Origin of the sequence: Ruminococcus sp. OM06-36AC, from assembly GCF_003438725.1 — a bacterium.
GTDB lineage: Bacteria > Bacillota > Clostridia > Oscillospirales > Ruminococcaceae > Ruminococcus_C > Ruminococcus_C callidus.
In genome coordinates this window covers 1-1,179 of record NZ_QSTT01000069.1, presented here as the reverse complement: position 1 = coordinate 1,179, position 1,179 = coordinate 1, and the positions used below count along the sequence as shown (strand labels likewise).

Here is a 1,179-nt window from a genome sequence, read left to right as displayed (position 1 = left end):
CAGTATTGAAGATACCGCCGCAGGTCGTGTGGTTACTTATGCATATAACGGAGATTTTCAGTTAGTATCTGCAACAAGCGTATCTGGCGGAACAGAATCCTATGAATATGATGGAAAAGGCAGACTTTGTAAAATTACAAACTGCTACGATGAAATGACAGACCAGATTGTGTATAACGATAATGGCTCTGTAAATTGGCTGACCAATGCATCCGGTTTGAAACAGGTTTATACCTATGATAAAACACAGAAACAGACGGGACTGAAAGAATATGATGGTGATACGCTGGTCAAAACGTACACCTATAACTATGATGAAAAGTATGCAGTAAAGACAAATACTGTGGAAACCGATGGTCAAACCTATGAAGTGGATAAAATCACTTATACTATGGTTGATGGCGAAAATAAGTATGATGAAATGTCCGAAAGCGTTGATATCATGGGAAATACAACAAAGTATGAGCGTGACACTAACGGAAATGTTATCAAAACAATAAATGCTGACGGTACATACACACTTGCCAATTACAACGATAAAAACAGTGTCATTGCAGAAGTTGACGAATCAGGAAATGCAACTATCAAAGCATATGATTCGAATGGAACTCGGCTTTTGAAAGAAGCAACCAGTCTGCATCCATTATCTCAAACTGATATCAATACAGTTACAGCAGACAATTTTGATCCAGTGAAGTATCTTGCAGCGAATGAGGCAAGTTATGCAATCACGAGTCATGAATATTATGCTGATAGTTATGTGAGTGGAATTGCAGGGTTGATTCGTGCTACAACCGACCCCGAAGGTAATGTAACTGAGTATGATTACTACAAGGATGGCGTTGGAAAAGGACTGGTAAAATCCAAGACACTGAAGGATGGAAATACTGTTGTAAATACAGTTTCTTATGAGTATAATGCACAACTTCAAGTGTCAAAGGAAACCACCAGTTTTGATATTTCCAAAAATCTTTATTCTGTAAAGGAATATGAGTACGATAAGTTTAACAATGTTACAGTTACTAGAGATTACGGAACGGGAAGCACACCGGCGACTACCGTTGCAGAATATGATTTGCTGAGCCGCAAAACTGCGGAGTATGCACCGAATTATTCTGCGGATAAGAGCCACGGCAGCTTGACAACTTATTATCCGGACGGAAACAAAAAATCAGAAAC

1 pseudogene is annotated in these 1,179 nt (G+C 38.9%); it reads left to right on the top strand.

Annotated elements, in window-relative coordinates:
* Positions 1 to 1,179, top strand: a pseudogene (locus DXB92_RS13905) (hypothetical protein); the annotation flags it as partial.